The 491-nt window shown below is 47.7% G+C and carries 1 protein-coding gene; it reads left to right on the forward strand.

What is annotated here, in order from left to right; translation table 11 throughout:
- Positions 1 to 109: 109 nt before the first annotated feature.
- Complete coding sequence (locus tag QEH52_RS20160; RefSeq protein ID WP_308952762.1) at positions 110 to 388, forward strand: hypothetical protein; 279 nt, start codon at positions 110 to 112, stop codon at positions 386 to 388.
- The last annotated feature ends 103 nt before the right edge of the window (positions 389 to 491 follow it).

Below are 491 nucleotides of genomic sequence, written 5' to 3' on the forward strand. Positions count from 1 at the left end.
CCAGACGACACAGACAACCCATTTAACCCGCCCGTAAAACTCTAAAAATCAACAGGACGACTGAGCCCACAGGATGGGTGTCTGGTCTCAACGATGGGTGAAAAATTAAATGAAGATGCTCAGACGATTGATCTACACCGCGTTGATGACATTCATCTGGGCTCTGCCGGTTACGATTATCGTGAACCAAATGTTCAAGTGGAGAGGCGCAGTCGCGGACAGAATAACAGAACTCCTATTTCTGCCCTTCCTCTTTAGCGCTGCAGGGATGATGTTCTGGATCTATTTTAATTTTGATGAAGAAAGGGAATACTCAAGATTTGCACTGGCAAGTATCGGGATTATCACATTCTTCTCGGCTCTCGTGGCATTTCCCGCAGTCTCCTAGGAAGACCCATCCAGACGACACAGACAACCCATTTAACCCGCCCGTAAAACTCTAAAAATCAACAGGACGACTGAGCCCACAGGATGGGTGTCTGGTCTCAACG

Source organism: Thalassobacterium maritimum, from assembly GCF_031127805.1.
GTDB lineage: Bacteria > Verrucomicrobiota > Verrucomicrobiia > Opitutales > Coraliomargaritaceae > Thalassobacterium > Thalassobacterium maritimum.

Coding starts and splice junctions, on each gene's coding strand:
- QEH52_RS20160 (WP_308952762.1), top strand. CDS start 110: ATGAAGATGCTCAGACGATTGATCTACACCGCGTTGATGACATTCATC.